This is a genomic window from Chryseobacterium sp. BIGb0232 (genome assembly GCF_024810195.1).
Classification (GTDB): domain Bacteria; phylum Bacteroidota; class Bacteroidia; order Flavobacteriales; family Weeksellaceae; genus Chryseobacterium; species Chryseobacterium pennae.
The window spans coordinates 127350-152507 of sequence record NZ_JANUEH010000012.1; the positions used below are offsets into that span (position 1 = coordinate 127350).

Here is a 25158-nt window from a genome sequence, read left to right on the forward strand (position 1 = left end):
AAGACTTAAAAAAAGTTCTAAAAAACGAATCGTATGCTATAATAATATGGCTATTCGGTTTTAGTTATTGCTCATTTATAGTCTGAGTGCACTGTGCCTGTATAAGACCAACGAAATTAAATCGTTATTTATCTTGCTTCATTGCATTGGCTCCAAAATATACTTCCATCCTCTTGTACCAGCCTTCATCGTCAATGGCATTCCATTCTATCCATTGCTCATCACTCATAGTATTCCGCCAGGAAATAGACTGTTCTACTTCATTACCTACCGGATGTCTTAATTTCCATTCGTCACTTTCGGCAACTTCAAAAATCTTATCTGCTACAAGACAGGGAGGCGTTGGTTTTTTTAGTGATTCGTTGTAAAATATCGAAACACGTTTCGAATATGGATAAATGGACTCTTTACCTATAGTCAGATTGCGAGCCATTTGCGTATCTATAATACCGGGTTCAATAATCGAGACCCTAACATTAAAGGGGTATAGCTCTTGTGCTAAAACTTCGCTAATAGCTTCCAAAGCATGCTTGCTTGCTCCATAGGCCCCTAATGGACTATTTGCCATACGACCCGCCAAAGATGAAATGTTTATGATATTGCCCTTCTTGCTTTTCCTCATTTGGGGCAATACAGCTTTAATACACCGTAATACTCCTAAATAATTCGTATTCATTATTGCTTGAAAATCGGCAATTTCCAATTCTTCAATTGATCCATGTCGCTCAATTCCGGCATTATTAACAAGAACATCCAGCGAACCACACTGCTGAATAACGGAGTTCATACATTCCTTAACGGAAACATCGGAATCAACATCCATTTCTAAAATGGTTATATCCAAAGATTCGTCATCAATCTTTTCCTTCAACGCTGAAGCTGATTCAAGGTTGAGCATGGTAGCAAATACTTTATATCCTCCTCGGCTGAACTTTAAGGCTGCTTCAAGCCCAATTCCTCTACATGTTCCTGTAATAAGGACTGTTTTCATATTATTTAAAACTTAAAATTTAAAAACAAAGAATAGTTTTATCGATTGTCGTCTTACCATTATATCTTAAAACAATTTTCTAACAGCAATATAACTTTTTCTACAAAATATTGTATTTCAAGGTTTGTGAATGACTGTTCATGTATCATTTCAAAATTGGGGATTTATATCTATCAACAATAGGATGATTTACATTAAATCTATTTTTTTGCGGCAATCATCATATGGGGACTAAAGGAAATAAGATTTTTATCGTTCTCCGTTAGTTTAAGTAGCTCCATTAGAATTTTTTGTTTTGAAGGATTTGCCAGAGATTCGAAATAATTTTTATCTAACCAAATAAAACCTTCAACGGCAAAAATATCCAAAAATTCAAAACTGCATTCTTGTACTTCTTTTATCAAATCCTCTTGTTTATAATAGTAACCATGAGGTAGCATTCCCGGTATACTTTTAGGAGCATCGTGAATACCACTGGTTAACTCTTCTCGGCACATGCTGAAAAACTCGCCATGTCCAATCACTCCTTGTATTAAGGCAGCAATGGTTGAGGCTGTATAGTTTATTGCAAATCCAAGAAGAATCCCGCCAGGTTTCAATACACGCCTAGCTTCTTTTAAACACTCATTGCGCTTCTTTTCATCTTGAAGATGATACAATGGCCCATGCAAAATAACTATATCAGCAAAATTATTTTCAAATTTTAAGTTTCCTGCCTCGCCTTGAATGCACTCAAACTTCGCTTTTTTGGCTCTTTTTTGAGCTTGCTGAATATGCTTTAATACGGGCTCTACTAAATAAACCGTATGCCCATTTTTTGCCATCCACTCCGAGTAGATACCAGGTCCGCCGCCAACATCCAAAACAATAGATGGCTTTTGAGAAATAAATCGACTAATTAGATTTTTGTTTCTTTCGAACTCGAGCGGTCCAAGTCCTATCTGAAGCCTAGTTTCTTCAGAAGTCTTCGAATAAAAATCATCAATTTCTTTATTAATTAAACTCCTACTTTTCATATTATCATATTAAACTATTCAAAATCAAACTTGTAATGCATAAATAAAATTAATACATTTCATTATAAAAGACTACTTAATGCAAATATAGTAATCTTAAAGAATACAGAAATAAAACTACTAAAATGATTTTGATAAACCGCAGGATCTAAATGGGAAAATCACAAGCTTTAATACATCTTTCCTACAAAAATGTTGGGTAAATGTTACTATTATCAAATTTCTTAGATAAGATAATTTGAAGGAACAATAGCACTAATATTTAGTTTCAAAGATTCAATGTATACAAAAATCCTTCTTTCGTTTTCAATCTTTATTACTTCACACGTTAAACCTTCAAGAGCCCCAGAGTTAATTTTAACTAATTCACCAACTTTTGGAAGATTAACAGAGGTCTCTACGTTCGAAATACCACTATCTGTTATAAATTTTTTGATAGTTAAGATCTCACTATCACGTATTTTCGCATACTTACCACCAAAACTGATATAATTAAATACTCCATCTATTTCGAGAGCTTTTAAAAATTCATTTTTCGTACGCACATTGAGAAACACGTATGAAGGAAATAGTGGCTTATTAACTATCTTTTTACGATCTGACCATCTTTTCGAAACTTCAAATGTCGGTAAAAAAGAATCAAAATTCATTTCCCTTAGTAGGTTGTTTATTTTTTTCTCGTGTTGAAATTTCACATACAAAACATACCATCCTAGATACGAGTGTGCCATATATAATATATTTTAAATTAATTCAAAATATAAATTTCTTAACATTTAACATCCAACGCCTTTGAAACTGTTACAAGTGTAGAATGATGTGAATAGTTTATTCAAAATGCTTCATAAAAGACATCTCAAATTTAAGGTATTAACAAGGTATTCAATAGTTTTGCCAAACTAATACCCGAGGCTATTTCTTTTACAAAGAATAGGGCTCCGCCACTGCGAATCACATTTAGCTTTTCTCATTTCTTCTTGCAGTAGTTACTCAACTAATCCACGTTTGTAAATATAAGAATTAAATCCATAGGCGGTGAAAAAAAAGCAATTTTTTTTCACCGCCTATAGATTTACATTAAAATTTTCAAAATATATAATAGACCGAGTCCAGTTTGATACGTGCAAAATAGCTCCCGGTATTTATCAACGTACAGCCATTGATGATTGTTCCCATTATCAAGTTATAGATATTTATTCCCAAAGAACATCTACTAATACATTGAAGTTTATTGATAAAGTATAATAGAAGAAATGCCTTTTCCTATTCAACGAATACAAGCCGATAGAGGGAATGAATTCTTTGCTGTAAAGGTTCAGAAAAAGTTAATGGAATATTGTATTAAATTCAGACCTAATAAACCTTGTTCTCCCCCATTTGAATGGAAAAGTGGAAAGAGTACAAAAAACTGATTTACATGAATTTTATGCCGCTCACGATTAAAAAAATCAATCTTAGGGAAGAATTGGGCTATTGGCAGCATTTTTATAATTGGGAGAGGCCTCATAGTCTTTTAAAGGGGAAAACACCGATAGATGTAATTTATGAACTGAGTAATAAGACTCCTTTCTCTGATGAAGTAGAATATTTGTATAATCCTCTTCAGGAACGCATTCAGATCCAAGATTATCAAATGAATTTAAGAAATTGAAAGGATCTATATAATACTTACAATTTAACATCCTTTCTTAATAAATTTCTGTTTTAATAATATCATATCCTCACTTACTTTCTTATACAGAATTTTGGCATAATGCTGGGTCCTCTTAATATTCTTATGTCCGAGTATCTTACTTACACTTTCTATTGGAACTTCATTAGACAAAGTGATTGTTGTCGCAAAAGTATGACGCGCAATATGATATGTTAATTCCTTATTGATTCCACAAAGGTCTGCTATTTCTTTTAGATATACATTCATCTTCTGATTGCTAAGGACTGGGAGTAATCTTCCCTTATTTAGACAAGCAGGATGATTTTTATACTTCTCAATAATCTGTTCCGCCTGATAAAGAAGCGGAATATTAGAATTAGTAATGGTTTTCTGATGCTTTGCAAAAATCCATTTACTTCCATCTAATCCTATATTAATATTCTCCTGTGTAAGTTTTTGTGTATCTATATAAGCTAAACCAGTAAAACAACTGAACAAGAATATATATCTGACTTGTGAAAGACGTTCATTTTTAAAAGTGGAATCGTAATTAAGATATGGATTTTTATCTATCCAACCGTTAGCGAGGCAATTTCTGATAATTTTACCAAAGTTCATCAGATACTTTACCGCGGAATTATTCCCACAGGACTTTTCAGTTCGCAGATAAAATTCAAAATCATTGAGAAAAGCATAATCGATTTTTTTTATATCAATATCAGATTTCTAATATTTACATTCTAAAAATTCTTTATGACTTAGACAGGTTTTATAACGGGTTAATGTTCCTTTAGCAAACTCCTTCCCTACCAACTTCTCCATTCTGTTATTATGATCCTGAAAGATTGGAATAAGCATCCTAATATTTTGATCTCTCCCCAATAATCTATTCTTAAGAATTAAACTACTAACTGACTTATTCTCTCTTATCAAGTTGTGATAAGTATCATAAGCTTTCTGCTCAAATATTTTAAGATAATAATAAAAGATTTACATTTCTCTGAAACGCCTTTCATGCATTGAGCCTGAGATTTCCATTTCGATGGTAATATAGTTCGTTTTGTGCTTAGCTCAGAATTTCTCCATCTATGGTAATTCTCATACAGATGGGTACTTTTCCCAGCGTATTGATTTTAGCTTTTTTGAGATAAAAAAGAAGGCTGAATGTCTTATTCATTTTATAATGTTTTTAAAAATTCTAAACATAGAGTCATTAAAAACTTTCCACAAGATGTTCAATTTCTGAATAGGCCTATGAATAGGATTTCTTCCTACTTTTTAGTGACCTTTAGTTCTCTTTTTTTACAGGTCACTGAATAGGTCACTTTCAGATTGTGTTTTTTAGCTCCATTTGGAACTGGCACAAAACAAAAAATGCTGTAAAACATCTATTTTACAGCATTTTATACTATTTTGATTAAATAATTGCGATCCGGACGGGACTCGAACCCGCGACCTCCGCCGTGACAGGGCGGCATTCTAACCAGCTGAACTACCGGATCAATTTTTTTTTAAAAGAAATTGAGAAAACTTCTGCGATCCGGACGGGACTCGAACCCGCGACCTCCGCCGTGACAGGGCGGCATTCTAACCAGCTGAACTACCGGATCATTTTTTTAAAAGTAATGAAAAAACTTTTTGCGATCCGGACGGGACTCGAACCCGCGACCTCCGCCGTGACAGGGCGGCATTCTAACCAGCTGAACTACCGGATCTTGTTTTTTTTTGTTAAAGAACTTCGTTTCTTTTTCGTGGTTGCAAAATTACACCTTTTTTTATTACCTGCAAACTATTTTAAAAAAAAATGCCTCCCAATCATGGAAGGCATTCATTATCAAACTTATTTTTTTACAAGTGAGCGCTTAATTTTTCAGCGATAACCTCTTTTGGAGTTACACCTACTAGTTTATCTACAACTTCTCCGTTCTTAAAAATAAGAACTGTAGGGATATTTCTAATCCCATACTGCATTGAAATTTCCTGATTGTTGTCTACATCCACTTTCCCTACTACTGCTTTTCCTTCAAAATCTGATGCTACTTCTTCGATGATTGGTCCCAGCGTTCTGCAAGGTCCACACCATACTGCCCAGAAGTCAACTAAAACTGGTTTATCTGATTTTAAAACCGTATCCTGGAATGAGCTGTCTGTAATTTCTAAAGCCATTTTGTTTCTTTTATTTTAATTAATATTATTTTCTTTTTTCAATTCTATTGAGTGTTCAAAATTACGATTTTTACATCATAAGACTATCTATGCTCAACATTAGTTTTTTCTATAGTGTAATCTTTCGAAATCTCCTTTAATGCCTCTGCGAGTGCATCTATATCAGCTTTTGTCGTTAGATGACTGAAAGAAATACGTAATGGCGTACAATGATCCATTTCGTCTTCAGAAAGCACCATCATCATCACCATTGATGGCTTGGATGCTCCGGAAGAACATGCACTTCCCTGAGAAATGGCAATTCCTTTCATATCCAGCTGAAGTCCGATTAATGGGTTTTTATACGGAAGCAATGCACTTAAAACACTGTCAACACTATTTTCCATCTCACCACTTCGTCCATTGAATTTAATATTGGGAACCTCCGCAGATAATCTTTCGATTGCGTATTCTTTAATTTCTCTGATATGGGCAGCATAAGCCTCCATATTGTTGATGCAAAGCTCTAAAGCCTTGCCTAACCCTACAATACCAGCAACATTCTCAGTACCTGCTCTCAGACTTCTTTCCTGAGGTCCACCTGTAATAATTCCTTTCAAGCCGGTTGCTTTTCTAATAAAAGCAAAACCTACTCCTTTTGGACCATGGAATTTATGAGCACTGCAAGAAGCAAAATCTACAAGGATATCTGAGAAATCAAATTTCATATGAGCCATTGTCTTCACTGTATCAGAGTGATAAAGGGCATTATTCGCTTTGCATAATGCTGCAATTTTTTTAATATCAACGATATTTCCAATTTCGTTGTTGGCATGCATTAAGCTTACCAAAGTCTTTTTATCTGAAGCTTTTAAAAGTTCTTCTAATTTATCAAGGTCAATATCTCCTTTTTCATTAGGGCGGATATAGTTTACCTCTACTCCTTTTCTCGCTTTCATATCCAGAATACTTTCAGAAACACATTTATGTTCCAAAGGCGAGCTAATGATTCTTTCTACTCCAAGGTGTTCCACCGAGGATTTGATGATCATATTATTGGATTCTGTTCCACAGGAAGTAAAAATAATTTCAGCAGGAGTTACATGAAGATAGTCTGCAACCTGTCTTCTTACATTTTCAATAAGGATTTTGGCTTCCTGTCCAAAGCTATGAGTTGAAGATGGGTTTCCGAAATTCATCTTCATCGTACCAACCATTGCGTCTATAACTTCTTCTGCAAGCGGAGTGGTTGCGGCATTATCTAAATATATTTTATTCATTGTTATTTTGAATATTTTAATTCTACGGAGGTAAACTGGTAATTTGCAGGAACAGCAAAAACGAACCAAGGATTGGAAAGCACCTGAATTTCCATTCCACCTGAAGGTTCTCCAGCTGGAACTTCTACATACAGGACATTATTCTTTACAGATATCCCCTTGATCTCATTGATACTGTGGCTACCTGATCTGAAGCTTCCCAGATTGTATACAACAACCTTTTTATCTTTGGGAAATCCCGGATAATCAGCAGTGGAATTTTTTCCTTCTTCTATAAGTCCGGAGCCACTTTTAACCACAGTATGAAATTCTTTTTCATCTTTAATGATTTTGAAGCCACGCTCCTTTGTACCTCCCTGAGAACCGGATACAATAAACTCTGCTTTCTGCTGCATATCAGAAGAATTTTGTTGGGATGATGTTGTACTTGCACAGCTCATCAGGGTGGCTGCAATTGCAGTTAACAAAATTTTCATTTTTTACACTTTTATCACCCAAAATTAGTGAAAAAATTGGTAATGTCCTTCATTTGCCCATTTCAACATTGGCTTATCCCCGGAAGTATCACCAAATGCAATAATTTTATCATACCTGGAATTATTAATTTCTTCCTTTATACGCACCAGTTTTTCTTTTCCGTTACAATTTTTTCCTACAAAATTTCCTGTAAAAACACCGTTCTTAAACTCTGCCCGCGTAGAAACAAGCTGCATTTTCAGAACTTCGGCAAAAGGTTTTACCCAGATATCCAGAGAAGCTGTTACCAATAAACTCTGTGTATTATTCCTATCGATATTTTGAATAAAATCCAAGGCATTCTCTCTTACAATTTTAGGGTAATGCAATTCAAAGAACTGCTTGGATTTCAATTCTATTTTTTCCTGTGACTGTCCTTTTAAAATAGACCCGATAAAGCTTTTCTTTACTTTTTCTGTTTCTGCCAGTTTAAGCTTCAGCAGAATAAAAAGGGGTACATGTCTTAAAAATTGTATTCTATATTTTGTAGAATCATAGAATTTAAGATACATAAACATGGTATCTTTATACGTCAGGGTTCCGTCAAAATCAAAACAATACAATTTTTTCATTTCTTAAAGCTTTAACTTTTTAAATATAAATTCAGGGATATTCCTGATAATCATCATAATAATACTCCAAACCGGCAAAACATATGCCACGTTCTTCTGCTTTTTGAACGCTTTATAAATGCAGGCAGCAGCCTGTTTTGGTGTTGCTGTTAACTTAGGATTCAAAGGCAGTCCTTCTGTCATTTTGGTTGCCATGAACCCTGGTTTTACCGTCAGTACATGTACTTTTTTACTGAAAAGATAGTTTCTTAACCCACTCAGATAAGCCGTAAAAGCGGCTTTTGCACTTCCATAGATAAAATTACTCTGTCTTCCCCTGTCTCCTGCCACCGATGAAAGTCCGATGATCGTTCCTGATCTTCTGTTTTCAAATTTATGGGCAAAATAGTTCATTACCGGAATCAGCTTAGAATAATTGATATTAATGATACGTTCCGTGTTCTTATTATCATACAATCCTTCTTCTGTTCCTTCACCCAAATATCCTACGGCACAAAATAATACATTTGAATTGATATAATCAAATTTGTTGTAATCAATTTCTTTCATCAGATCAAGCTCTATCACTTCAGACTGTTGTAGAAATTTTACATCAATATGTCTTGCAAACCTTTCCGTAGTTTCTTTATTTGAGGTAAAAAGATAGATTCTTTCAAACTTTTCTCCTTCCTGAAGTGCTTTTTCCACAAAAGCCTGTGCCACTTCAGATGTACTTCCCAGGACTATCATTATGAGTTATTATTTAAGATTCTTTTGTGCTGTAAAGACACAAATTTAGGACTTCGAATGTTTTTCAGGTAATTGGTAAGCGAGGATCTGCTCATACTGTCTTTGGTGAGATAAATTCTTCCTCCAAACTCCTGAACAATACTATCCAGCTGATCTACCAGTTTTTTCAGCTTTGAATTAACTTTAAAATCCAGCGCCAATGTATACCCTTCAACAGGGAATGAATTGTAAGCCTCCGGATTATTCTTCCCGAAAAGTTTTAAAACAGCTAAGAACGAACCGTTTCCACTATTGGCAATGGTTTCAAGAATTCTCTTCATTCCTTCTTTTCCTGCTTCTTTTGGGATCACCATCTGATATTGTATGAAACCAGATTTCCCATAGATCTTATTCCATTCGTTAATGGCATCCAAGGGATAGAAAAAGGTTTCATAATCGATGAAATTCTTAACTTCTTTTTTAGACTGTTTTTTATAATAGAGCCAGTTGAAAATCTTTACTGTCAAAGCATTCAATACGAATCCCGGAAAGTAAAAAGGTACAGTTGGCTGTAATTTTTTCTTTAATCTTAAAGGATTTTTTGTCATAGTCTGCGGCAATTCATGCTGAAAAGCATGTTCTCCTCTCATCAGAATACTTCTTCCAATATTTTTTCCTTTCTGAAGACAATCGATCCATGCTACGGTATATGTCCAGCTTTCACTTTCATCAAACAGCTTAAAGATCTCATCAAGATTATCAGCTTTGATACTTTCCTGACGGATATAGGCTGATTCTATATTTTTAAGCTTAAATTTTGCTGTAAGGATAATTCCTGTAAGCCCCATTCCACCGATGGTAGCCCAGAACTTATCTGAATTCTCTTCTCTTGAACAGGTAATGATTTCCCCGTTTTCAATCATCAGTTTAAATTCAATCACATATTCTGAAAAACAACCTTCTGCATGGTGATTCTTTCCGTGTACATCAGAAGCAATAGCTCCTCCAACAGAAACAAACTTCGTTCCTGGTGTTACATAAAGGAAATATCCCTGTGGAACCGATATTTCAAGCACCTCCGATAGTAGAACTCCGGATTCGCATTCTATAATTCCGTTCAGGCGGTCAAAGCTGATGAATTTATTTAATTTTTTAGTAGAAAAAATGCTTTCACCCAATGAAGCATCTCCATAACATCTTCCGTTTCCTCTTGCAATAACTTCATTGTGATTGAGTACGAACTCTTTTATGTTTTTGAAGCTGTCTTCAGATCTCATTTCTTTTTCCACTACCGGGAAATTGCCCCAGTTTGTAACTTTCTGTGTGAAATTCGGCTTCATTTCTTAAAGTAAATTTGAATTAAAAATGTGGCCACCCAAAGTAATAAAGTAACCTGTATATAACGGTCTCTGTACACAATTTTTGTGGGAGATTCTGTTCTGTTGTACACCAGTGTCTGCTGCAGATATCTTAAAAGAGCAAATACAACGAAAACCACTGTATAAAAAACTCTTTCATGAAATCTTGCCTGTACTTCAGGTGAAAGGGTAAACATCAGATAACAAACAATAGCCAATGTAATGGAAATAGACAGAGCAATGTCAGCAAACTGTACATTATACCCATCCAGAGCCTTCCTTGTTTTACCTGAAACCTGAGCATTGATAAGCTCTCCTCTCCTTTTTCCAATGGCCAATACTAAAGCCAATACAAAAGTCAGTAAGATTGCCCATTGGGAAATACTGATCCCTGTGATATAACCACCAGCCAGAACCCGCAGTACAAATCCTATAGCAATGATAAAGATATCAATGATCGGCACATGTTTCAGTTTAAAGGTATATGCCAGATTCATCACTACATAAAAAGCGATAATGGTAGCAAATTTCCATAGCGGCTGCTGGAAATACATCTGGGCAAAACCTACAAAAACAATATCTGCAATCACCAGCCCAATAAGGATTCCTATGGCTGTAGATTTTGAGATCGCACCGCTTGCCAAGGGACGTCTTCTTTTTTCAGGATGTTTCCTATCTGCCTCAATATCATTATAGTCATTCAGAATATAAACAATGCTTGCAGCGAATGAGAAGATGATAAAAGCAAAGATACTTTTGGTAAGTAAATCAAGATTGGTAATATTACCGGAGAAAAATAGAGGGACAAATACAAAAAGGTTTTTTACCCATTGCTCCACCCGGAGCAGTTTTAAATATTTTTTCATTTATGTTATTTCGATTACAAAAATAATAAATTCAAAATTGACAGCCATAAAAATACAAAAAAAACCGCCGGAGCGGTCTTTTACGAAAATATTTATATGTTAAATTAATTACTGCCCTTGCTTGGCATCGTTAATCATTTTTTCATTTGCAGTAATAGCGAATTCAACTCTTCTGTTTTTAGCTCTTCCTTCGTCTGTATCATTGCTGGCAACCGGCATATTTTTACCTTCACCTTTTGTGAACATTCTGCTTCCTGCTAATCCTTTTCCTACTAAATAAGCTTTTACAGCATCAGCTCTTCTTTGAGAAAGTGCTACGTTGTACGCATCTTTACCTACGCTGTCTGTGTGACCATAGATATTGATATTAGTATCCGGATTATCAACCAATACTTTAGCTAATTTATCTAAGTTATTTTGTGCAACAGAAGTAAGATTTGAAGAATCGAAAGCAAAGTTTACGATACTTTCATTCATCGTTACTTTGATACCGTCTCCTACTCTTTCTACCTGAGCACCTGGTAAAGTTTCTTTAATATCTTTTGCCTGCTTATCCATTTTGTTACCGATAACGTTACCTGCAACACCACCGATAATACCACCTAGTACAGCACCAATAGCACCATTTCCACCTCTTCCTACATTGTTTCCAAGGATACCTCCTAATACAGCTCCTGAAGCAACTCCTACAGCTGTACCTCTTTGTTGGTTATTTGAATTCTGAACGGCTTCACAACTTGTCAGTAATAATGCTGATGACAAGAAAAGAGCTCCTACGTATGTTTTAGTAAATTTCATTTTTTTTATCTTTTATGTTATTCAATTATTTCATTCCGGTTCTTTCGAAGTTGTAAACAACTTTTACACTTCCACCTTCAAACGGAACGTCTTGCTGAAGAGAAAACTGATCTGTACTTTGGTTGATTACCGATAAAGTATATCCTGCAATATTCTGTTTTGCTTTTGTACCTGCAAGAACTTTTTTAAACATAAATGTATCTCCATTCTTGATTTCAAACTTGATAGGCTGTGTAATTGCCGGACAGCTTCCTCCTCCGTTCAGAGTGTAAGCACCTGTCCAGTTATTAGGGATCAATCTCCAGTGGCTTCCTACGAAACACTGTGCATCTGCCCCTTCGTCAAAAGGCTTAATTTTATACCCTTTATCGTAGTCTATGCTCACAATCTGCCAGTCTCCTTTTAATTTAAGAAACTCAGCCTTTTGATTCTGAGATGTAGCTGCGTTATTCACGGAGGAACAAGACACTGCAAAAAGTGATGTTCCTAACATCCCTGCAAGTAGTAACTTTTTCATTTTGTTGTTTATTATTTTGTTACAATAAAGTTACAAAAAACCGTGCCAAAATTGTATTTAAAAAATAAAAAAGTCCGAAAAATTTCGGACTTTTTTATTAGCTATTTAAAAATGAATATTTTAACATTTTTTTTAAAGAAAACAAAACTGCACTGTATGGCGGTTTATTCCTGATATTTCCAAGTGCTTCATTTATAAAATGGATATCATAATCATTTATAAATAATTATTTTTTAACAGCTTTAGTTGCTTTTTTAACAACAGGGGTTTTACTTCCGTTATAGAAGTTATTATAAGCATATTCAGCTGCTTTTTTCACGTCTATAACTCCTCCTGCTGCAGAGAAATCTGTAAAACCGTTCGCTGAGCTCAGATTGCTTGATTTTTTCAATGATTCAATGATCTGGTCAGGTTTAAGATTCGGCATATACGCTAACAGAACTGCTGCAGCTCCTGATACTACCGGAGATGCCATGGATGTTCCATCTAAATATTCGTATTTACTTCCTTTAACGGTTGAGTAGATTCTTTCTCCGGGAGCAAAAACATCCACCATTTTCTTATTGAAATTGGAGAAATTAGCTCTAAGGGCATTATTATCATTGGTACTCGCTCCTACTACGACCACGTTATTCACAAATGGTTTTTCATCATTAACATTCTTGTAGTTGGTAGGATACGCCAGATGTTCTGCTACGTCTTCATTTTCGTTACCTGCTGCTTTTACTAAAAGAACGCCTTTATCTTCAGCATATTTGAAAGCATCCCAAACTACATTTTTACCTGGGGAAACAGGTTTACCAAAACTCATGTTCAGGATTTTAGCACCATTATCTACAGCATATCTGATTGCATTGGCAACGTCTTTATCTCTTTCATCTCCATTAGGTACAGCTCTTACCGTCATAATTTTAGCAACTCTTGAAGCAATACCATGCTGTATTTCCTTCCCTTGTGGAAGCCCTGCAATGATTCCGGATACGTGGGTTCCATGTTCTGCATCAGGTCCTTCGTAATGGTTGTTTCCATAGTTTTTTTCAGAATAGTCATCATAGTTATCTCCTACAATTTCTTTTCTTGGGTCATATGAAAGATCATATTGTTTTGCTGCTGGTGCAAAATGATCGATAGCTTCTTTCATATCCTTTTTCATTCTGGTCTCAAATTCTGCAGAGGATTTTCCTTTAAAATCCGGACTTTGAGAGATATTACCCAAGACCTCCAGAGCAATTGCATCCTTTTGATCTGTAGGTTTCTTAATGGCTGAAATAGTTTCTGTTGTCACTGGCTTTCCTGCCAATAGCTTTACCATATTAGGAATCAGCTCATTTATCATGGAATATGTTCTGAAATTCTGCTGAGCTTCAACACTTTTCTTTGTGAAAAGGTCTTTAGCTTTCATATACATTTCAAAGTCTTCCGGCATTTTAGCCTGATTAGCTTTATTCTTTGCAGAATCATCACCTTCAAAAACGGGTTTATATTTGGCAACAACTCTTGTTACTTCCATATTATCGATATCAACATCCCCATTCTTTCCTCCAATGAAATTCCATCCGTGAATATCATCGATATATCCGTTTCCATCATCATCTTTTCCGTTTCCAGGGATTTCATTAGGGTTGGTCCACATGTTTTTCACCAATCCCGGGTGATCTACCTGTACTCCACTGTCTAAAACTCCAACGATTACTGTTTTAGGCTTTAAACCTTTTGATTCCAGATATTTATATGCATTTTCTGTATTCACTCCATAAATTTTTGAAGTTGCAAAATCCTTATGATACCACATCATCAGGTTTTTATCTTCATTCGGGTCAATACTTTTAGCTTTTGACTCCTGTGCAAAGGAGAATCCAAAACCGGTCAAAAAAACTGCAGCTAATAATACCTTTTTCATATATTGATATTTGTTTTAAAGTCATATACAGTCGTCATGTGTTTTATTTTCAATAAAAATCCGACAATGACGATCGTATATTAATGTTTTATATTTTTTATGTAAACAAGTGATTCAGGGCCTTTGTTACAGATAAGATCCAGAACCGATAAATCTTCTAAAAATCCTAATTTGTCTGAGAAGGTCTGATAATAGCTTTCCATTTCAAATTCTGAAGGAAGTTTTGCAGAAAACTTTTCTCTGAAACTGATTCCTTCTGGATTTTTGATATATTCTTCATTCAAAGAGTGTGCCTTTTCTGTTTTCAATATCTGTTGGATAACTTCTAACCCTTTAAGGTTAAAGTCCAAAAGAAACTTTTCTTTAAGATCAAAAATTTTCCTGAACTTATCTTCATAGTATTCGAAGTAAGGAGAGCTCTGATAAGCGGTTTTGATTGACTTCCAGTGGAGACCTCTCCAATCTTCTCTGTAAGAAAGTTCTATATCTTTCATCTCTCTTTTCCCGTTATGATTGATAGGAATGATCAGAGATAATTTTCCATTCGCTCCATAAATATTAGCTCTATTTCTATAGGTCTGCTTCGGAAAGTTTTCGAACTGTTCAAAAACAACTTCATTTTCAGGATCTAAAAACACTGAAAACCATGAAACCGGTGGCATATAAAATACCGGTAATAAAACATTCTTCATATTCATAATACAAAAATGAAGTATTTTTTCAAATACTTCATTCTATTTTAAGTTTAATTTTATTTATAACTCGTCTTCTGTCTTATTCTTTTTGAATAATTTCACAAAATATTCCCAACCGAAGAATAATATTAAAATCATTGCAGCAATCCACCAGTATGAAGTTTTATTGGCTTCTCCTGTATTGGTTGCTTTAAACATTCTGTCCCAACGGATCTTGAATGGCGCCTGATAGCTGGAACTGCTGTCTGCAAAAGCTCCTTGAACACTCATCCATGTAAACATCGGCTTTCCGACAATATTTTCTTCCGGAACGAAGCCAAAGAATCTTGCATCTAATGAAGCATCTCTGTTATCCCCCACCATCATATAATAATCTTGTTGAATAGTATATTGATTAGCTTCTTTACCATTGATAAAGATCTTTCCGTTCTTCTTTTCTAAGCTGTTATGCTCATATTCAGAAATAATCCACTGGAACATTGGAAGGGTTTCATTGTTGATTGCTACCACATCTCCTTTCTTAGGAATTCTTACCGGTCCGTACCAGTCTTGATTCCAAGGTTTGTTAACCGGGAAAATAGACTGTGTAGTATCGATTTTTGTTCTGGCTTCATCTCTGTAAGCTATTGCTGCTTCTCCTTTTACGGAAACATCTTCCGTTATATCGGTTACGTGAGGAAGTCCTTTAATATCTTTAGCCGTTTTATCTGTAAGGCCCTGAAAAGCATAAATAAATCCTCCGTTATTCTGCTGCTGTTCTACTACCGGTAAAAACCCGTAAGCTTTATATAGTGTAGGAATATCTAACTGGCTATCAGTAGTCACAATATATCTGTGCTGTACTTCCTGATCTCCCAAAACAGTTTCCGGCTTTCCGTTTACAAAAAGTCTTCCGGCTCTCATTTCAAAAGTATCTCCGGCTGTAGCCACACATCTTTTTACATAAGGGTCTTTTCTGTCGATTGCTGTATGAACAGAATCCTGAGGATAGTTGAAAACAACTACATCATTTTTCTGAGGTTTACTGAACTGTAATATTCTTGTATAAGGTAATTTTACTCCGTCTACATAGGATTTCGGGTCATCTTTTGGGTTTCCTTTCTGTCCGGTATCCATGATCGTTCCCTGAAGGAAAGGTATTGCTACAGGACGCATCGGAAGTCTGTATCCGTAGCTCCATTTGTTTACGAAAAGGAAGTCTCCTACCAATAATGTTCTCTCCATGGAACCTGTAGGAATCCCGAACGGCTGCGTTACAAAAACGTGAATAATAGTTGCAAATACTACTGCAAACGTAATAGAACCCAAAAATGTATCTTTCTTTTTTGCTTCTTTTTCTTCATCGGTAAGAAACAGCTCATTGGCATTTTCATCTTCTAATTCTACATCTTTGGAATAGTTGATTGTTGCCATATAAATGAACGGAAGGATTACAGTAAGAATCTGATCCTTGAAAAGGGTTTTCCCGAATTTCTTTACTAAATAAAGATGGAAAACAGACATCATGATAGGTCCTACAATCGGAAGATAGGAAAGGATTGCCCACCATTTCGGATGTTTTGTTTCTTTCAGGATAATGAAATAGTTATAAAAAGGTATAAATGCAAATAAAGGGCTATACCCCATTTTCTTGAACAACTTCCAAGTTGAAATCCCCATCAATACGGATAAAATGAGGACATACACTGTATAAGTTAAAAAATAATTCATAATTTTTTTGTGCCTGTTCTAAATATATAAATGATAAATGATGAGTAATAAACGATTACAGCGCGCTGCTATTTACTATTCATCATTTTCATATTGGTCTGCAATTTACAGAATTTGTTACAATTAAAGCCCTAAAACGTCCTTCATTCCGAAGTTTCCTTTTTTATCTTTGATCCATTCGGCAGCGACTACTGCTCCTAATGCAAATCCATTTCGGTTGAATGCAGTATGTTTGATCTCAATTTCATCCACTTCACTTCTGTAGTAAACGCTGTGAGTTCCCGGAACTTCATCTTCACGAACGGCGAAAATTCCAAGCTGTTTACCTTCTGTTTCTTCCAGTTTCCAGGCTTCAAATTTCGGATTATTATGAATGATTCCTTCTGCAATAGAGATTGCAGTTCCGCTTGGGGCATCTTTTTTATGGATGTGGTGAATTTCTTCCAGCTGACAAGAATATTCATTTACATTCTTCATCAGATCAGCTAATTTTTCATTTAGAGCAAAGAATAAATTGACGCCTAAACTAAAATTAGAACCATATAAAAAGGCTGTATTATTGTCTACAGCAAGTTTTTCTATTTCATCTTTTTTCTCCAGCCAGCCTGTTGTACCACAGATTACAGGGATCTTATGTTCAAGACAAGCTTTGATATTATCATAGGCAACTTCCGGTAAAGAAAATTCAATAACAACATCCGGATTGTTCAGATTTTCAGCAGTTGGGGTTTCCTTCAGCCGGGCAACCACTTCATGACCTCTTTTCTGTGCGATCTCATCAATGATTTTACCCATTTTACCATAACCAACTAATGCTATTTTCATGTAATCTTTTTTATTTTATTGTTACATTCAACCTTTCGGCTTCTGTATGTATTGTCTATTAAAATCTATAACTTAAAGCGAATCCTGTTTTAGGTGTATCAAAACCATATTGATCCTGGATCATTGAAGGCTTAAAGGTTAAATCAGGATCATGGCGGCTCTCATAAAGATGGGCATCCACTACTGCATCTACAATATTTAAAATATAGATCAATCCTGTAATGGCAATCGCATAATCTCTTTGTCTTTTTGCCCTGTCCTGAGCATTCCCTAAGGCTTTCTTGTCTAACCACGGGCGGGCATCCACAAATTCATTAGGGGTCCCGTTTAATTTGGCTACATAATATTCGCGGTATTTTCTGTATTGATTATCATTCCATACAGCAATACCTACTCCCGCTCCAACAGCTCCCCAAACAATTGGAATTTTCCAGTATTTTTTATTATAAAACTGGCCTAATCCCGGCAATACTGCAGAATACAGTCCTGCTTTGGTTGGATTAAGCTTTATTGTTTTTCTGGTAGGCCCATTGGCTTTTTCAAGATCTTCAATGATCTTGGCTTCTGTTTTGGTAGCAGGTTTCGTCAAACGAAATTCCTCTTTCGGAGGTGTCTGTACCCGAACAGTATCAATAGGCGCAACTTGTGAGTAAGCTAATACAGCAATACACAAGAAAAATGTGAAAAATATTTTCTTCATTTATTTAATATGGGATAAAATATATTCCAGCTCTTCTTCATTTTTGAAGTCCAGAACAATCTTACCTTTTTTACCATTTCCAGAAGCCTTGATCTCCACTTTTACATCCAGGATGTCAGCGATGGTCTTCTGGGCTCTTTTATAGTTATTGGATAACTCGGCATTTACTTTTTTAGCAGCCTGAGATTTTGGGTTTTTCAATGCAGCGGCAGCCTGTTCAGCCTGACGCACATTCAATTTTTCTTTAATGATCAGATCAAACAAAACCTGCTGATCTTCTTCACTTTCCAGACTGATGATCGCTCTGCCGTGTCCAGCGGAAATCTCACCACTTCTGATAGCATTCTGGATATCCGGATTCAACCTTAACAATCTGATTGAATTGGTAATAGTACTTCTATCTTTCCCTATTCTCTGGCTCAGGTTTTCCTGAGTCAGACCGATCTCCTCCAAAAGCCTGTGATAAGTAAGGGCAATTTCGATGGCATCAAGATCTTCTCTCTGGATATTTTCTACAAGAGCCATCTCAAGAAGCTCCTGATCGTTTACCAAACGAATATACGCAGGAACAGTCGCTAAACCTGCAATTTTACTTGCTCTGTAACGTCTTTCCCCTGATATGATCTCGAATTTCTCACCGTCTTTTCTTAAGGTAATCGGCTGGATTATCCCTAAGTTTTTAATAGACTGTGCTAATTCTTCTAATGCTTTTTCATCAAAATAAGTTCTCGGCTGCGTCGGGTTCGGATATATATCTTCAAGCGCAACTTCTACAATATTTCCCACAAACTTATCTGCTCCCTCATCTGTAGCGGAATTGACAGTTGCTTTGGATTCTGCACTTAAAATGGCGCCCAAGCCGCGTCCCATAGCTCTTTTTTTGTCCTTCATAGATATAATTGATAAATGATGTTTGCTAAGTGATGATTACCTCTCACCTATTGGCCATTTATTATTAAATTTAATTCTTTATTAAGTTTTCGTTCTTTAAAAGAACTTCTTCAGCTAACTGAATATACTGAACAGCCCCTTTACTTTCTGCATCATAGTTCAGGATACTTTCTCCAAAACTCGGTGCTTCGCTCAATCTTACATTTCTGCTGATGATGGTTTCAAAAACCATTTCCGGAAAGTGAAGATTGACTTCTTCCACTACCTGATTAGAAAGTCTTAATCGGCTGTCATACATCGTTAAAAGAAGACCTTCTATTCCAAGATCTTTGTTATGGATCTTCTGAACATTTTTAACGGTATTCAAAAGTTTCCCAAGTCCTTCTAATGCAAAGTACTCACATTGGATGGGGATAATCACAGAATCTGCTGCGGTAAGAGCGTTTACTGTAATCAGACCTAAACTTGGCGCACAGTCTATGATAATATAATCATAATCATCTCTTACACTGGCCAGAGCCTTTTTCAGCATATATTCACGATCTTCTTTGTCTACCAATTCGATCTCCGCTGCTACCAGGTCAATGTGTGATGGAATAATATCCAGATTCGGCGTTGCCGTTCTTTTGATACAGGTTCTTGTATCTGCACTATGCTCCAGTAGATTATATGTGGAATACTGAACATCTTCTACTCCCAAGCCAGATGTAGCATTGGCCTGAGGGTCAGCGTCAATGATCAATATTTTCTTTTCCAATACTCCTAATGCTGCTGCTAAGTTTACAGCGGTAGTAGTTTTTCCTACCCCACCTTTTTGATTAGCAATACCTATGATTTTTGCCATTATTAGAACTTTAAGTTTCAAAAATACACTTTTTTCTTTGCTCCCGATAGATAGAGAAAATCAAAATTGAGTTAAAATACTGTTAATAAGCAATTTAACAATAAAAAAAATTATCCACAAAAAAAAATCTTTGTGGATAACTATTAAAAATTGATTTTTGATATTAATTATCAAACTTCATGGAGATTGGAAATTTGAAGTAACTTCTTACAAATTCACCTTTTTTGTTTTTGGCAGGAATCCAGATTCCTTTGTTTGAAATTGCCTTCACTGTTCTGATTGCCTCATTATTAAAATCGGCGTTGGTTCCGTTAGCTTTTACCCCTGAAATTGTTCCATCCATTTCTACAATGAATGTAACCGTAGTTTTTATTATTTCTTCTGATTCAATTCCTGAACCGTCGAAGCTGTTCATGACTTTATTTCTGAAAGAATCTATCCCTCCTTTAAAATTCGCTTCCACTCCAAGATCGCCTGCATCTACGATTTTGCTTTTATCTACCGGCTCTGAAATTACTGGCGGTGGAGTATTGATTACCGGCCCTGATCCCACAGGTGCCGTTGTTGGCACATATGTATTCGGAGCGACTACATCTCCTTTAAAATGATCTGTAAAGCCTGCCACAGCATCATCAGGAACAACATCTTTTTTCACATTATCCGGATCCTGTGCTGTACTTGATGGTATAGGCACTGTACTGTCAAATGTTCTTTTATCGGGAGCAGTTGTTGGTTTTATAATTTCTACAGGAGGCGCTACTTCTGGAGTATCTACATTTTGAATATTAATCGGACCAATATCACAAGAAGTGTGCAAAATCTCCGGGCCTTTAAAAGCTGATATTACAACTGGTGTAATAGAGACGGCAGCCATTAAACTTACTCCTATAAAAAGTGCTTTGGTTAATATTCTATCTGATTCGTTTCTTAATACATAAGCACCGTATTGCTTATTTCGGTGCTCAAAAAGGACTTCGTTAAAACGAAACTCCTGGTTTTGGTTCTGGTGTTTCATCACTATTACTATTTAAACTGTTAAAAAAATGTGATTATTAGTTTGATTAGTTCTTATCGATAAGCAATGTTTCAATATCAAAATATTTGCCAGAATTTTACCAAAACAACATAATATTATAAAATTTTATGAAAATGTTTAAAATTTAACATTTCAAATAGTAAAAATATACGCTTAAAATCGTTCAAAGTATTGAATTATGTAAAAATCATCAGCAACATTATCAATGGTATTAATAGTCCCAGTGCATTGATAATAATGAGAATGACCGAACTGATCTTTACTTCCTTATAACTTTTAGCAGCAAAATATATAGCAGCAACACTAAACAGTAAGCTGCAAACAACAAATAACATCAGCAAAAAATTACTGCGGATATTTATTGGAAATCCTAAATAAACACTTAGTAAAACAGCATATGCAATGGTAAAGTATAAGCTAATTACAATTTTGTTCATGGCAGATTGAGGCAATTTATTGTTTTCCATCCGATTATATATAAGACTAAATATAAGAGTTTTCAATAACTTTAATATTTAGAAAATACATAATCATCCATGTCAAGGTTTAAAACCCTGACATGGATAGCAAACAAAAAAAAGAGACCATCAAATCTGACAGTCTCTTTTTATATATGTTCTAAGAATATTAGAATAATTCTTTTCTGATGATGTTCTGACTTCTTTCAGGACCTACAGAAACTAAGTATACATTAATTCCTAAATATTTTTCGATAAACTCAATGTATTTCTGAGCGTTATCAGGAAGTTCATCATAGCTTCTAGCTTTTGTGATATCTTCCGCCCAACCTGGTAAATCCTGGTAGATTGGCTCATAGTTGTACAGCTTCTCTGTTGACGAAGTAAAGTAATCGATAATTTTTCCGTCTTCAGTTTTGTAATGCGTAACGATTTTAAGGTTTTCAATTCCTGTAAGAACGTCAAGTTTAGTAATCACAAGGTTATTGATCCCGTTGATCATACAAGCATGCTTTAAAGAAACAAGGTCTAACCAACCTGTTCTTCTTGGTCTCCCTGTAGTAGCTCCGAATTCACCACCGATCTGTCTGATCTTTTCTCCTAATTCATTGTCTAATTCAGATGGGAAAGGTCCGTTTCCTACTCTTGTACAGTATGCTTTTGCTACACCAATCAGGTTTTGAAGTGATGTTGGTGGAACTCCTGCTCCTGAACAAACCCCTCCTGTAGATGGAGAAGATGAAGTTACATACGGATATGTACCGAAGTCGATATCAAGCATTAATGCCTGTGCTCCTTCAAATAAAACATTTTTACCGTCTCTGATTGCCTCGTTTAGCTCTAATTCAGTATCAACGATTCTGTCCTGAAGCTGTTTTCCGATTTCTAAATATTCGTTATAGATTTCTTCAACGTCTAATGTCGGTTTTCCGTAATATTTTTCAAAAAGAGAGTTCTTAACTTTTAAGTTTTTCTCAATTTTATCTCTTAAAATTTCAGGGTTCAATAGGTCAACCATTCTGATTCCGACTCTTGCAATTTTATCTTCATAGCAAGGTCCGATTCCTTTTTTGGTTGTTCCGATCTGAGTTCCGCCGTGTTCCTCTTCACGGTAAGTATCCAAAAGGATGTGGTAAGGCATGATAACATGCGCTCTTCTGCTGATAAAAATGTGATCTGTTCTCAAGTTTTTGCTCTCGATCTGACCAACTTCTCTAATAAAAGACTTAGGGTTTACCACTACTCCGTTCGCAATGATACATTTCCCTTTGCATTGAAGAACTCCTGAAGGAAGAAGGTGTAGAACGAATTTTTCTTCACCAACATATACCGTGTGACCTGCGTTGTCTCCTCCCTGGAAACGCACTACATAGTCTGATTTTGCTGATAAAACATCCGTGATTTTACCTTTACCTTCATCTCCATACTGAAGACCTACAACTACATAAGTTGACATATTTTACTTTTGTTTTAAGATTCGTGCAAAATTACTTTTAAAAAATTGGGTGAGCAAATTTGAGGGTGATTTTATTTTTGGGTGGGGTGAAAATCATTGGATTGAAAATCTAGGATAATTATGTATATTTGATTATTAAGTTTAATAAAATGGCTGAAAACTTTATTACAAATATTTTTGTTGAAAAATCTAGAAATGTTAACAATTTCGAAATTCCTTTATCAAATTTAAAAAGACAACATCTTATCCTAACTGGAAAAAATGGAAGCGGAAAAACAAGTTTGTTAAATGAGATAAATAAATATTTAAGTAAAATTGATAATGGCGAATATGAAAATTTAGAAAACAATCAAAAAAATTACACAAATTATACACAAACAATTAAAGAAGATATCTCGGAAAGTGATAGGATACAATATCAAAAAGCAATAAAAAATCTACATGATTGGTTTGAGTCATTTGGTGGAACAAAAATTAGTTTTTCTGGAATTAAAAATGACATTTGTGAAAAAGTAAGTTATGGCAGCTTTATTTTAGCTTTTTTTGATTCTAAACGACATATTTCTCTAAAAACCCCTGTTGGCATCAATAAGATAGATATTAAAAAAAAATATGGACTTACAGAAAAGGCAAATCTTAATTTCATCCAATATATTGTTAATTTAAAAGCCGACCGTTCATTTGCTAGAGATGATAACGAAGTAGAAACTGTCAAAAAAATAGACGATTGGTTTAATAGATTTGAAAACAGCTTGAAAGCTCTATTTGATATAAATCATCTCGAACTTAGATTTGATAGAAGGACATATAATTTTGATATTATTACAGATAATAATGAACCATTTAATTTTAATACATTATCTGATGGATATTCTGCAATAATAAGTATAATTACAGAACTTCTCTTAAGAATGGAAGCTCATGAAGTAAAATCTTATGATTTAGAGGGCATTGTAATTATTGATGAAATTGAAACACATTTACATGTTGATCTCCAAAAGAAAATACTTCCATTTTTAATTGATTTTTTTCCAAAAATTCAATTTATTGTCACAACACATTCTCCTTTTGTTTTATCTTCAATTTCTAATGCTACAATCTGTGATTTAGAAACGAAAATTATTACGACAGATTTATCAAGTTATTCATATGATGCTTTAATAGAAAGTTATTTTAGAAGTGATAAGTATTCTGAAGAAGTAAAAAAGAAAATTTCTGATTTTGAAAATTTAATAATAAAGGAAAACCTTTCTGCGCTACAAAAAGACTATTTAAGAGAACTTCGTAATTATTTCACTCATTCACCCAAATATCTTTCTACCGAATTAATGGTAAAATTACAGGAACTTCAATTAAAAGAAATAACAAATAAAAAAAATTAATCGCCTTCTACATCATGGTATACTTTGAAAAATCTCAACCTTCTCCAGACTGTCTAGATATTGAAAAAGCTAAAAGTAGTGGAGATTATAAATGTGGAGATGTTTTAACAAGAATTAAAGATGATTTCAAAAATAAATGTTACATATGTGAGTATAAAGAACCTATAACAATTAACATTGAACACTTTAGACCTCATAAAGGAAATTTAAACTTGAAATTTAAATGGGAAAATTTATTTTGGTCATGTGGCCATTGTAATAACATCAAACTTGATAATTTTGAAGATATTATTGATTGTACAGATATAGATGAGAACATTGAAAACCGCATAAAATTATCAATGAAACCCTACCCAAAAGAAAAGGTTATAGTTGAAGCACTAGATACTAATTCGTCAACTCTTTCAACTGTAAAATTACTTGAGGATGTGTTTAATGGCACAACTAAACTAAAAACAATAGAAGCTAGTAATTTAAGAAATAAAGTTCTAGAAGATATTAAAGATTTTCAAAAGCACCTAATAAATTATTATACAGATGGGTTTGATACTGATGATAAAAACTATTTTTTAGCGGAGATTAAAAGGCATTTAAAAAAATCTTCGAATTTCACTTCTTTTAAAAGAAATATAATAAGAGATAATGATGAAATGAGAACTGATTTAGAAAAATACTTTGATTAAAATATTTAGACATAAAATGTAAGATTTTCATTCGCATTATATGATTTTACAAACAAACCTTATCACTCACTCCAATCTCTTTCAAAAATACGTCATTATACAAAATCACTAGTAAACTTTTAATAGAGTTCGTAAGAATCTCTACTAAATTATTCAT

The 25158-nt window shown here is 34.6% G+C and carries 26 protein-coding genes, 3 tRNA genes and 1 pseudogene; 3 read left to right on the forward strand and 27 right to left on the reverse strand.

The genetic code is table 11. From position 1 onward, the window contains the following. Positions 1 to 124: 124 nt before the first annotated feature. From M2372_RS21290 to M2372_RS21300, 3 genes are all read right to left on the reverse strand, one after another. Positions 125 to 991, reverse strand: a complete 867-nt coding sequence (locus M2372_RS21290; protein WP_123321236.1) for an SDR family oxidoreductase — start codon at positions 989 to 991, stop codon at positions 125 to 127. A gap of 200 nt (positions 992 to 1191) precedes the next feature. Next, entirely contained in the window at positions 1192 to 2007 is an 816-nt protein-coding gene (locus M2372_RS21295) for a class I SAM-dependent methyltransferase (RefSeq protein WP_123321235.1), read from the reverse strand. Positions 2008 to 2231: 224 nt separating this feature from the next. Continuing rightward, the gene (locus tag M2372_RS21300) at positions 2232 to 2738 is read right to left on the reverse strand and encodes a UpxY family transcription antiterminator (protein WP_123321234.1); all 507 of its coding nucleotides are present in this window, start codon (positions 2736 to 2738) and stop codon (positions 2232 to 2234) included. Between the two features lie 370 nt (positions 2739 to 3108). On the opposite strand from M2372_RS21300, the pseudogene M2372_RS21305 reads away from it, so the two are divergent. Beyond that, a pseudogene (locus tag M2372_RS21305) lies at positions 3109 to 3658 on the forward strand (integrase core domain-containing protein); the annotation flags it as partial. Positions 3659 to 3682: 24 nt separating this feature from the next. Here M2372_RS21305 and M2372_RS21310 read toward each other — a convergent pair. From M2372_RS21310 to M2372_RS21425, 24 genes are all read right to left on the reverse strand, one after another. Then, positions 3683 to 4378, reverse strand: a complete 696-nt coding sequence (locus M2372_RS21310) for a site-specific integrase (RefSeq protein WP_310473130.1) — start codon at positions 4376 to 4378, stop codon at positions 3683 to 3685. A gap of 9 nt (positions 4379 to 4387) precedes the next feature. Continuing rightward, positions 4388 to 4519, reverse strand: coding sequence for a hypothetical protein (locus M2372_RS21315; RefSeq protein WP_259081180.1), 132 nt, complete (start codon positions 4517 to 4519; stop codon positions 4388 to 4390). A 570-nt stretch (positions 4520 to 5089) separates the two neighbouring features. Further along, a tRNA-Asp gene (locus tag M2372_RS21320) sits at positions 5090 to 5163 on the reverse strand. A gap of 34 nt (positions 5164 to 5197) precedes the next feature. Beyond that, positions 5198 to 5271: transfer RNA gene (locus tag M2372_RS21325), tRNA-Asp, on the reverse strand. Between the two features lie 31 nt (positions 5272 to 5302). Continuing rightward, a tRNA-Asp gene (locus M2372_RS21330) sits at positions 5303 to 5376 on the reverse strand. A gap of 133 nt (positions 5377 to 5509) precedes the next feature. Continuing rightward, complete coding sequence (gene trxA, locus M2372_RS21335) at positions 5510 to 5827, reverse strand: thioredoxin (RefSeq protein WP_047099031.1); 318 nt, start codon at positions 5825 to 5827, stop codon at positions 5510 to 5512. Between the two features lie 83 nt (positions 5828 to 5910). After that, positions 5911 to 7086 (reverse strand): cysteine desulfurase family protein, encoded by a 1176-nt coding sequence (locus M2372_RS21340; protein ID WP_115973550.1) that lies wholly within the window; start codon positions 7084 to 7086, stop codon positions 5911 to 5913. Positions 7087 to 7088: 2 nt separating this feature from the next. Next, entirely contained in the window at positions 7089 to 7562 is a 474-nt protein-coding gene (locus tag M2372_RS21345; protein WP_123321232.1) for a hypothetical protein, read from the reverse strand. A gap of 24 nt (positions 7563 to 7586) precedes the next feature. Further along, positions 7587 to 8174, reverse strand: coding sequence for an HAD family hydrolase (locus tag M2372_RS21350; RefSeq protein WP_115973548.1), 588 nt, complete (start codon positions 8172 to 8174; stop codon positions 7587 to 7589). 3 nt (positions 8175 to 8177) lie between these two features. After that, positions 8178 to 8903, reverse strand: a complete 726-nt coding sequence (locus tag M2372_RS21355) for an SDR family NAD(P)-dependent oxidoreductase (protein ID WP_115973547.1) — start codon at positions 8901 to 8903, stop codon at positions 8178 to 8180. After that, entirely contained in the window at positions 8903 to 10222 is a 1320-nt protein-coding gene (locus M2372_RS21360; RefSeq protein WP_123321231.1) for an FAD-binding oxidoreductase, read from the reverse strand. Before M2372_RS21360 ends, M2372_RS21355 begins: the two co-directional genes overlap by 1 nt. Continuing rightward, on the reverse strand, positions 10219 to 11106 hold the full coding sequence (locus M2372_RS21365) for a decaprenyl-phosphate phosphoribosyltransferase (protein ID WP_115973545.1): 888 nt from the start codon (positions 11104 to 11106) through the stop codon (positions 10219 to 10221). Before M2372_RS21365 ends, M2372_RS21360 begins: the two co-directional genes overlap by 4 nt. Positions 11107 to 11214: 108 nt before the next feature. Beyond that, the gene (locus M2372_RS21370; protein WP_089732520.1) at positions 11215 to 11904 is read right to left on the reverse strand and encodes an OmpA family protein; all 690 of its coding nucleotides are present in this window, start codon (positions 11902 to 11904) and stop codon (positions 11215 to 11217) included. A gap of 25 nt (positions 11905 to 11929) precedes the next feature. Then, positions 11930 to 12421 carry a lipocalin family protein gene (locus M2372_RS21375; protein ID WP_115973543.1) on the reverse strand — a complete coding sequence of 164 codons (492 nt, stop codon included), beginning with the start codon at positions 12419 to 12421 and terminating at the stop codon, positions 11930 to 11932. Between the two features lie 226 nt (positions 12422 to 12647). Continuing rightward, on the reverse strand, positions 12648 to 14321 hold the full coding sequence (locus M2372_RS21380; protein ID WP_123321230.1) for a S8 family serine peptidase: 1674 nt from the start codon (positions 14319 to 14321) through the stop codon (positions 12648 to 12650). A gap of 80 nt (positions 14322 to 14401) precedes the next feature. Then, complete coding sequence (locus tag M2372_RS21385; protein WP_409013150.1) at positions 14402 to 15019, reverse strand: WbqC family protein; 618 nt, start codon at positions 15017 to 15019, stop codon at positions 14402 to 14404. 57 nt (positions 15020 to 15076) lie between these two features. After that, a complete protein-coding gene (lepB, locus tag M2372_RS21390) occupies positions 15077 to 16726 on the reverse strand; it encodes a signal peptidase I (protein ID WP_123321229.1) in 1650 nt (549 codons plus the stop codon). A 123-nt stretch (positions 16727 to 16849) separates the two neighbouring features. Continuing rightward, on the reverse strand, positions 16850 to 17551 hold the full coding sequence (gene dapB / locus M2372_RS21395) for a 4-hydroxy-tetrahydrodipicolinate reductase (protein ID WP_123321228.1): 702 nt from the start codon (positions 17549 to 17551) through the stop codon (positions 16850 to 16852). Positions 17552 to 17609: 58 nt separating this feature from the next. After that, positions 17610 to 18251, reverse strand: coding sequence for a DUF5683 domain-containing protein (locus M2372_RS21400; protein WP_115973539.1), 642 nt, complete (start codon positions 18249 to 18251; stop codon positions 17610 to 17612). Then, complete coding sequence (locus M2372_RS21405; protein WP_115973538.1) at positions 18252 to 19142, reverse strand: ParB/RepB/Spo0J family partition protein; 891 nt, start codon at positions 19140 to 19142, stop codon at positions 18252 to 18254. It abuts the gene before it with no gap. Between the two features lie 70 nt (positions 19143 to 19212). After that, positions 19213 to 19986, reverse strand: coding sequence for a ParA family protein (locus M2372_RS21410; protein ID WP_115973537.1), 774 nt, complete (start codon positions 19984 to 19986; stop codon positions 19213 to 19215). A gap of 163 nt (positions 19987 to 20149) precedes the next feature. Beyond that, positions 20150 to 21001 (reverse strand): hypothetical protein, encoded by an 852-nt coding sequence (locus tag M2372_RS21415; RefSeq protein ID WP_123321227.1) that lies wholly within the window; start codon positions 20999 to 21001, stop codon positions 20150 to 20152. Positions 21002 to 21198: 197 nt separating this feature from the next. Further along, the gene (locus M2372_RS21420; RefSeq protein ID WP_148060818.1) at positions 21199 to 21459 is read right to left on the reverse strand and encodes a hypothetical protein; all 261 of its coding nucleotides are present in this window, start codon (positions 21457 to 21459) and stop codon (positions 21199 to 21201) included. Between the two features lie 190 nt (positions 21460 to 21649). After that, the gene (locus M2372_RS21425) at positions 21650 to 22936 is read right to left on the reverse strand and encodes an adenylosuccinate synthase (protein WP_115973534.1); all 1287 of its coding nucleotides are present in this window, start codon (positions 22934 to 22936) and stop codon (positions 21650 to 21652) included. Between the two features lie 149 nt (positions 22937 to 23085). On the opposite strand from M2372_RS21425, the gene M2372_RS21430 reads away from it, so the two are divergent. Continuing rightward, entirely contained in the window at positions 23086 to 24318 is a 1233-nt protein-coding gene (locus tag M2372_RS21430) for an AAA family ATPase (RefSeq protein ID WP_123321225.1), read from the forward strand. 14 nt (positions 24319 to 24332) lie between these two features. Next, entirely contained in the window at positions 24333 to 25001 is a 669-nt protein-coding gene (locus M2372_RS21435; protein WP_185018927.1) for a hypothetical protein, read from the forward strand. Positions 25002 to 25158: the final 157 nt, after the last annotated feature.

Coding starts and splice junctions, on each gene's coding strand:
- M2372_RS21290 (WP_123321236.1), bottom strand. CDS start 991: ATGAAAACAGTCCTTATTACAGGAACATGTAGAGGAATTGGGCTTGAA.
- M2372_RS21295 (WP_123321235.1), bottom strand. CDS start 2,007: ATGAAAAGTAGGAGTTTAATTAATAAAGAAATTGATGATTTTTATTCG.
- M2372_RS21300 (WP_123321234.1), bottom strand. CDS start 2,738: ATGGCACACTCGTATCTAGGATGGTATGTTTTGTATGTGAAATTTCAA.
- M2372_RS21315 (WP_259081180.1), bottom strand. CDS start 4,519: ATGCTTATTCCAATCTTTCAGGATCATAATAACAGAATGGAGAAGTTG.
- trxA (WP_047099031.1), bottom strand. CDS start 5,827: ATGGCTTTAGAAATTACAGACAGCTCATTCCAGGATACGGTTTTAAAA.
- M2372_RS21340 (WP_115973550.1), bottom strand. CDS start 7,086: ATGAATAAAATATATTTAGATAATGCCGCAACCACTCCGCTTGCAGAA.
- M2372_RS21345 (WP_123321232.1), bottom strand. CDS start 7,562: ATGAAAATTTTGTTAACTGCAATTGCAGCCACCCTGATGAGCTGTGCA.
- M2372_RS21350 (WP_115973548.1), bottom strand. CDS start 8,174: ATGAAAAAATTGTATTGTTTTGATTTTGACGGAACCCTGACGTATAAA.
- M2372_RS21355 (WP_115973547.1), bottom strand. CDS start 8,903: ATGATAGTCCTGGGAAGTACATCTGAAGTGGCACAGGCTTTTGTGGAA.
- M2372_RS21360 (WP_123321231.1), bottom strand. CDS start 10,222: ATGAAGCCGAATTTCACACAGAAAGTTACAAACTGGGGCAATTTCCCG.
- M2372_RS21365 (WP_115973545.1), bottom strand. CDS start 11,106: ATGAAAAAATATTTAAAACTGCTCCGGGTGGAGCAATGGGTAAAAAAC.
- M2372_RS21370 (WP_089732520.1), bottom strand. CDS start 11,904: ATGAAATTTACTAAAACATACGTAGGAGCTCTTTTCTTGTCATCAGCA.
- M2372_RS21375 (WP_115973543.1), bottom strand. CDS start 12,421: ATGAAAAAGTTACTACTTGCAGGGATGTTAGGAACATCACTTTTTGCA.
- M2372_RS21380 (WP_123321230.1), bottom strand. CDS start 14,321: ATGAAAAAGGTATTATTAGCTGCAGTTTTTTTGACCGGTTTTGGATTC.
- M2372_RS21385 (WP_409013150.1), bottom strand. CDS start 15,019: ATGAATATGAAGAATGTTTTATTACCGGTATTTTATATGCCACCGGTT.
- lepB (WP_123321229.1), bottom strand. CDS start 16,726: ATGAATTATTTTTTAACTTATACAGTGTATGTCCTCATTTTATCCGTA.
- dapB (WP_123321228.1), bottom strand. CDS start 17,551: ATGAAAATAGCATTAGTTGGTTATGGTAAAATGGGTAAAATCATTGAT.
- M2372_RS21400 (WP_115973539.1), bottom strand. CDS start 18,251: ATGAAGAAAATATTTTTCACATTTTTCTTGTGTATTGCTGTATTAGCT.
- M2372_RS21405 (WP_115973538.1), bottom strand. CDS start 19,142: ATGAAGGACAAAAAAAGAGCTATGGGACGCGGCTTGGGCGCCATTTTA.
- M2372_RS21410 (WP_115973537.1), bottom strand. CDS start 19,986: ATGGCAAAAATCATAGGTATTGCTAATCAAAAAGGTGGGGTAGGAAAA.
- M2372_RS21415 (WP_123321227.1), bottom strand. CDS start 21,001: ATGAAACACCAGAACCAAAACCAGGAGTTTCGTTTTAACGAAGTCCTT.
- M2372_RS21420 (WP_148060818.1), bottom strand. CDS start 21,459: ATGAACAAAATTGTAATTAGCTTATACTTTACCATTGCATATGCTGTT.
- M2372_RS21425 (WP_115973534.1), bottom strand. CDS start 22,936: ATGTCAACTTATGTAGTTGTAGGTCTTCAGTATGGAGATGAAGGTAAA.
- M2372_RS21430 (WP_123321225.1), top strand. CDS start 23,086: ATGGCTGAAAACTTTATTACAAATATTTTTGTTGAAAAATCTAGAAAT.
- M2372_RS21435 (WP_185018927.1), top strand. CDS start 24,333: ATGGTATACTTTGAAAAATCTCAACCTTCTCCAGACTGTCTAGATATT.